We start from the raw sequence: 6,370 nt of genomic DNA, 5'->3' as shown, positions 1-6,370 counted from the left end.
CGGACGCCCTGGTCGACCTGAACCTGGCGCACCCACTTGCGGACGGTCTCCGCCGTGCTCACCCCGAGCAGCTCGGCGACCTTCGTCATCGCCTGCCAATCCGTGGCGTGATCGGCACGGACCTCCTCGAACATCCGCACCGCCCGAGCCTTCAGCTCAGGCGGGTACCTCGTGGACGCGTTTCCCGACATGACTCCAACCTTCCCAAGATCTGGAGTCTCCCGACATCCCGGGGCGGTTCAGAACTCCCATTCGGGCAGCCCTTGGAGAGGATCGGGCACCGGCCTTAGTATTGGCACCACAACGCCTCCTGTCTCCCTAGCTCGGATCAGGTCGTGCTACTCGAGGGCGTCCCGTTGCAGCGGGGCGCCCTCGCTTTATGTACCAGCCTCCTCACGGTAGCCCACCAGCACCGTCGAGTGAAGAGGCGAATTATGCAGACCTACAAGGCGTTCGTCCAGGTGACACGCCGAGTCCCGCGTAAACAATGAATCGGCCGATTTGTACAAAGTATGGCCCATCTCGACAACCGGTCAGAAGTTCGTCGCCATGTTCGTGAACCGGCTGTAGTGCCCCTGGAAGGCGACGGTGATGGTGGCGGTGGGGCCGTTGCGGTGCTTGGCGACGATGATGTCGGCCTCGCCCTCGCGGGGGGAGTCGGGCTCGTACACGGACTCGCGGTGCAGCAGCATGACCATGTCGGCGTCCTGCTCGATGGAGTTGTGCACGGCGATGCCGTCGGCGATGAAGTTGTGGGTGCCGAGCACGGTGGCGTCGAAGACGTCCTCGGTGCCGTCGTAGGCGATGTCGAGGATCGGGTCCCACTCCACGTCGTTGACGGCGGTGAGGTCGAGGTCGGCGCGGTCGAGCACGGCGGAGACCTGGCGCAGCGAGCCCGAGTCGCACGGGTCGGCGACGACGCCGGCCACCTCCTGCCACAGCGGCAGCGGCTCCTCCACGATGTCGCCGGAGACGGCCGGCCCCATGCGCGCGGCGGACTCGGCCTCCCCGGCGTCGCGGGCCGCGGCGTCCGCGCCCCCGTCGCCGGCCGAGACGACGCGCACGATCTGCAGCAGCCGCTCGGCCTCTCCGGCGGCGGGCCCGTCGATGCCGATCTCCTGCAGGAAGCGGCGCTGGCTGTCGAGGTCGACGACGTCGAGCACCCAGTCGTCACCGCCGCCGTCGATGTGCGAGCTGATGCCGAACCGCAGCAGCAGCAACGCGGTCCGGTCGAGGCTCGCGCGGTCGGCGGCGAAGCAGAAGATCTCGCCGCCCGGGCGCGCGTCGGAGAGCAGCACACCCCCGGCGCGGGTGAACAGCTCCCGCAGGAACAGGGCGATCTGCCGCTTCGGCACGGAGAACAGGTCGGCGGGGATCCCCGCCTCGGGCAGCATCGCGACGAGCCCCGCGGCGGTGCGCACGTCCTCGTCGGACCACGACTCGTCGTGGGCGCTGGGCGCGGGCACGTGGCGTGGCACGGCGATCCGGTCGCCGGCCCGCAGGTCGCCGAGCGCGGCCCAGCCGCCGTACGTGAGGAACGGGTGGTTGTCCGTGGCCCGCACGACCTTGCCCGACGCCGTCGTCAGCCGGTACACGTCCCGCGTCCCGGTGCGGAACACGTGGGTGAGGTGCCGCGGGACGTAGCGCAGCGAGTCGTCGAGCGCCCACACGGGCACGTCGCGGGCGCCGGTCTCGAAGAGCTCGCCCATGGTCACCTCGGCGCCGGTGTCGGCGCGGACGATCCGCGTGCACGCCGGCAGGCACCCCGACTCGCGCAGGTCGCTGACCTGGGGACGCTTGTCGGTCCGCTGCTCGGGACCACGGTTGAGCTGCGACAGCGCGATGACGGGCACCTCGATCTCCTTCGCGAGCAGCTTGAGCGCGCGGGAGAACTCCGAGACCTCCTGCTGGCGCGACTCGACGCGCTTGCCCGAGCTCATGAGCTGCAGGTAGTCGATGATGACGAGCTTGAGGTTGTGCCGCTGCTTGAGCCGCCGACACTTGGCCCGGATCTCCATGAGCGACATGTTCGGGCTGTCGTCGATGAACAGCGGGGCCTCGGACACCTCGCCCATCGTCCGCGCGAGCTTGGCCCAGTCGTCGTCGCGCATCGTGCCCTTGCGCATGTGCTGCAACTGAATCGACGCCTCCGCCGACAACAGACGCATGGTGATCTCGTTGCGGCTCATCTCGAGGGAGAACACGACGGTGGCCTGATCGTTCTTGATCGCCGCTGCCCGCGCGATGTCCAGCGCCAACGTCGAGTTGTGCGTCGGGATCATCGACCGCCCCGCCAGGTAGAGGTGGTCGGGCGCGGCGACCTGGATGCAACGGACCGGCACGGACTCGACCGCCTCGACGGCGGTGATGAAGCGGGAGTTGCGTCGCTGGAACGTGCGCGAGCGCAGCTCCTTGTGCACGATCTTCTTGCGCTCGAGACGGAAGACGTCCTCGTCGCTGCTGAACGTCAGGGTAAAGGCGGTCGACGACGTAGGCGTCCGGCCCGGCACCCGCTTGCGACCCACCGAGCAGCGGTAGCCCAGCCCCACGATGAGTTCGCGGATGTCCTCGGCCAGGCGGGGGCTCGTGGTCGTGACCTGGGGGCAGCCGACGTTGGAGACCGTGCCATCGGTGTCGAGCAGGCCCGCGAGCAACGCGCGACGCTGCGTCTCGGACGCACGCTGATAGGTGGCCGGGATGTGCTTGTTGCCGAGGACTCCGACGGTTCGAAGGATGGCCTGGACCGATCCCCGTCGGGCCGTGCACGCGCGGCACCTGCGGCCACCCGCGTAGGGCAGCCCGCAGTCCGGGCACGACGGCCGCACGTAGCGTTCGCCGATGCCCTTGGATCGACCACCACAACTGCGTCCGCACGTCTTGACGCCGACCGAGCGGGGCACGAACGCCGTCCCGCAGACGACGCACTCCCGGGACTCGGCCTCGGCCTTGGGCAGCCGGATGCCGTATCGCAGGGGCGCCCCCAGCTTGTCGACGACGTAGCCCTCGAGCTCGATCTGGGCGACGATCTCGACGTCGGCGACGGTGATCGACGCCGAGGCGGAGGAGCCGTCGCCCAGCCAGGCGCCGAGGGTATACGGCCCCACCGGCAGATCGGCCTCCGCGAACTGCAGGGCCTCGCCCAACGGCACGCTGTGGTTGAGTCGCCGGTCGGCCGTGTCGCATCGCAGGGTGGCGGCGATCTCCGCGGTCGTGCGAACGGCGCCGAAGGTCTGCTGGCTGATGCATCGGTTGCGCTTGTCGCGCGCCGCCTGGAAAGACTTGCGGCTGGCCCGCGTCTCCGTGAACCACTGATGCTCCTCGTCGGCGACGATCGTCGCGCCGTCCGAGAACTGCAGCTCGTAGCAGGGGCGCCCGGTCATCACGTCGGTCGCAGCCACGACGGCCGTCGGTCGACCGTCGGCCCCGAGCACCTCGTCGCCGATCTGGACCTCCCCCATCGTCGTCCAGCCCGTCGGCGTCGGCAGCTCGGTGTCGAGCGCGAGCGCCTTGCCCATCGCCGGTCGAGCCGCGATGACGATCATCTGCCCCGGATGCAATCCGTTGGTCAGATCGTCCAGATCGGTGAAGCCGGTGGGCACCCCGACCATCTCGCCGCTGGAGCCGGAGGCGTGCTCGATCTCGTCGGCCGTGGCCTCGAGCAGCTCCCCGAGGAGGTGGTAGTCCTCGCCGCCGCGCTTGTCGGCGACCTGGTACACCTCGGCCTGGGCGGCGTTGACGATCTCCTCGACGTCGCCGCCGCCGGTCCCGTACCCCATCTGCACGATGCGGGTGCCGGCGTCGACGAGGCGGCGCAGCACGGCCCGCTCGGCGACGATCTGCGCGTAGTAGCCGGCGTTCGCCGCGGTCGGCACGGCCGAGATGAGCTGGTGCAGGTACGCCTGCCCGCCGATGCGGCCCAGCTCGCCGCGCTTGGTCAGCTCGTCGGCGACGGTGATGGCGTCGGCCGGCTCGCCGCGCCCGTACAGGTCGAGGACGGCGTCGAAGATCGTCTCGTGCGCGGGCCGATAGAAGTCGACCCCCCGCGTGCTCTCGATGCAGTCCGCGATGGCGTCCTTGCTGAGCAGCATGGACCCCAGCACGCTCTGCTCGGCGTGCACGTCCTGCGGCGGGACGCGGTCCTCCGGACCCTCCCCACGAGGCGCCGGCTCGACCTCCCCGGACCGTTCCAGCCTTGCGAGCGACACGACTCTCGACCTCCATCCCGACACGACCCGAACGGGCCGGCGAACCGGCCTCTCGACACCTTCACAGACAGGACTGACAAGGCCCCCCGGCCGCCTCCGTCACCGCCCGATCGCATCAGGCGAGAGGCCCCACGCTAGGGCGCGGATCCGGCCTGACCAAGCGGGCCTGTGGACGGTCTTGTGGACGGGATGTGTACAAGCGGGGGACAACCCTCCACACGCTGTGGACCCGCCTGGGGACGACGAAGAAGTTTCCGTCGGACCAACCTTCTGAGCTGCGGTGATGTCCCCGGTCGCCTGTGGTCGGAAGAAGAATCTCGGACGATCGAGCGACCCGTCGGACGCCGCGAGAGGGCCGACTCTTGACCCGTCGATGACCTCCACGACTCACACCTGTGGACAACCTGTTGACGGCGGGCCCTGGACATCCGACCAACGCCGCAAGACGGACACCAGTCCTCCGTCGGACCCCGTCGAGGGTCAAGAGCGGGTCAAGAAGGTCAAGGACCGAGTTACGTTGCGTGCGAACGTCTCCGCCCCTCCTCGACGCGCCGCGGGACGACCGTCCGGCGCCACCCGGCATCGCCTAGGGTCGCCTGCAAGCCCTCGAGGGAGCCGCCCGCCGACCCGGCCCGGCGTCCCCTTCGAGCCGACGTTCCCGCCCCACCCCTCCTCCCGCACGAGCGACGACACGATGACCCCGCCCCGGACCCGACCGCCCGCCGCCCCGAACCCCGACGCGCCGACCCCCGACGCCTCACACTCCGACGCCTCGACCCCCGGCACCGACCCCGCCCCGGCGTCCGCCCCCGTCTCCCAGAGCCGCGAGATCCTGCGCCTGGCCGTGCCGGCGTTCCTCGCCCTCGTCGCCGAGCCCCTGTTCCTGCTCGCCGACTCCGCCATCGTCGGGCACCTCGGCACGGCCCCGCTGGCGGGGCTCGGCGCCGCTGCGGCGGCCCTCGCCACCGCGGCCAACCTCTTCGTGTTCCTCGCCTACGGCACGACGGCGCTCGTCGCGCGACGCCTGGGCGCGGGCCAGCTCCGGGAGGCGATCGCGAGCGGCCTCGACGGACTCTGGCTCGCCCTCGGCCTGGGTCTCGCCACGGCGGCCGGCCTCGCGGCCGCCGCCGGCCCGATCATCGGGGCGTTCGGCCTGTCCGGCCCGGCCGCCGCGGCCGGCGTCACCTACCTGCGCATCTCCGCGATCGGCGTCCCCGCCATGCTCGTCGTCCTCGCGATGACCGGCGTGCTGCGCGGCCTCCAGGACACGCGCACCCCCCTCATCGCGGCGACCCTCGGGTTCGGCGCGAACATCGTGCTCAACGTCGCGCTGGTCTACGGCGCCGGCCTCGGCATCGCCGGTTCCGCGTGGGGCACCGTGATCGCGCAGAGCGGCATGGCGCTCGGCCTCGTCGCCGTCGTCCTCCCCCGCGCCCGCGCCCTCGGCGCCGCCGGCCGCCCCCACCCGGAACGCATCCTCGAGGCCGCCCGCACGGGCATCCCCCTCTTCGTCCGGACCGTCGCACTGCGCGCGGCGATCCTCCTGACGACGTGGGTGGCCGCCCGCACGGGCGACGCCGGCCTCGCCGCCGTGCAGGTCGCGGTCACCGTCTGGACGTTCCTCGCGTTCGCCCTCGACGCCCTCGCCATCGCGGGGCAGGCCCTCACCGGTCGCGGGCTCGGGGCGGGTGACGTCCGCGGCGTCCGTTCCTCCACCCACCTCATGGTCCAGTGGGGCATCGCCGCCGGCACGCTCCTCGGCGCGGCCGTCGCCCTGCTCGCGCCGTGGCTGCCGGCGCTGTTCACCACCGACCCCGCCGTGTACGCGGCCCTCACGGCCGGCCTGCTCGTCGTCGGCCTCGCCACCCCGATCTCCGGGTACGTCTTCGTCCTCGACGGCGTCCTCATCGGCGCCGGCGACACCCGGTGGCTCGCGGGCGCACAGACCGTGATCCTCGTCCTCTACGCCCCCGTCGCGCTCCTCGTCGCCGCGACGACCGGCCCCCTCATCGAGGCCGGCGGGGTCCCGCTGGCCGTCGCCGTCGTCTGGGTGGCGTTCACCGTCTTCATGGTCCTGCGGGCGGTCGCCCTGCGCCTGCGCGTCCACACCGACGGGTGGCTCGTCACCGGGGCGCGTGCGACGCGCCGGGCCTGAATCCGCCCGG

3 protein-coding genes are annotated in these 6,370 nt (G+C 71.5%); 1 reads left to right on the top strand and 2 read right to left on the bottom strand.

The annotated features are described in order from the left end of the window. The coding region (locus ICW24_RS16655) for a transposase (RefSeq protein ID WP_226346850.1) at window positions 1–191 on the bottom strand (191 nt) is incomplete at its 3' end. A gap of 342 nt (window positions 192–533) precedes the next feature. Beyond that, window positions 534–4,205, bottom strand: a complete 3,672-nt coding sequence (gene dnaB, locus ICW24_RS16650) for a replicative DNA helicase (RefSeq protein ID WP_226346849.1) — start codon at window positions 4,203–4,205, stop codon at window positions 534–536. 694 nt (window positions 4,206–4,899) lie between these two features. Here dnaB and ICW24_RS16645 point away from each other — a divergent pair. Then, a complete protein-coding gene (locus ICW24_RS16645; protein ID WP_226346848.1) occupies window positions 4,900–6,360 on the top strand; it encodes an MATE family efflux transporter in 1,461 nt (486 codons plus the stop codon). Window positions 6,361–6,370: the final 10 nt, after the last annotated feature.

This window comes from Agilicoccus flavus (assembly GCF_014857905.1).
Taxonomy (GTDB): domain Bacteria; phylum Actinomycetota; class Actinomycetes; order Actinomycetales; family Dermatophilaceae; genus Agilicoccus; species Agilicoccus flavus.
Note: the sequence above shows the minus strand (reverse complement) of the source record. Positions and strands in the feature narration are given on the sequence as shown.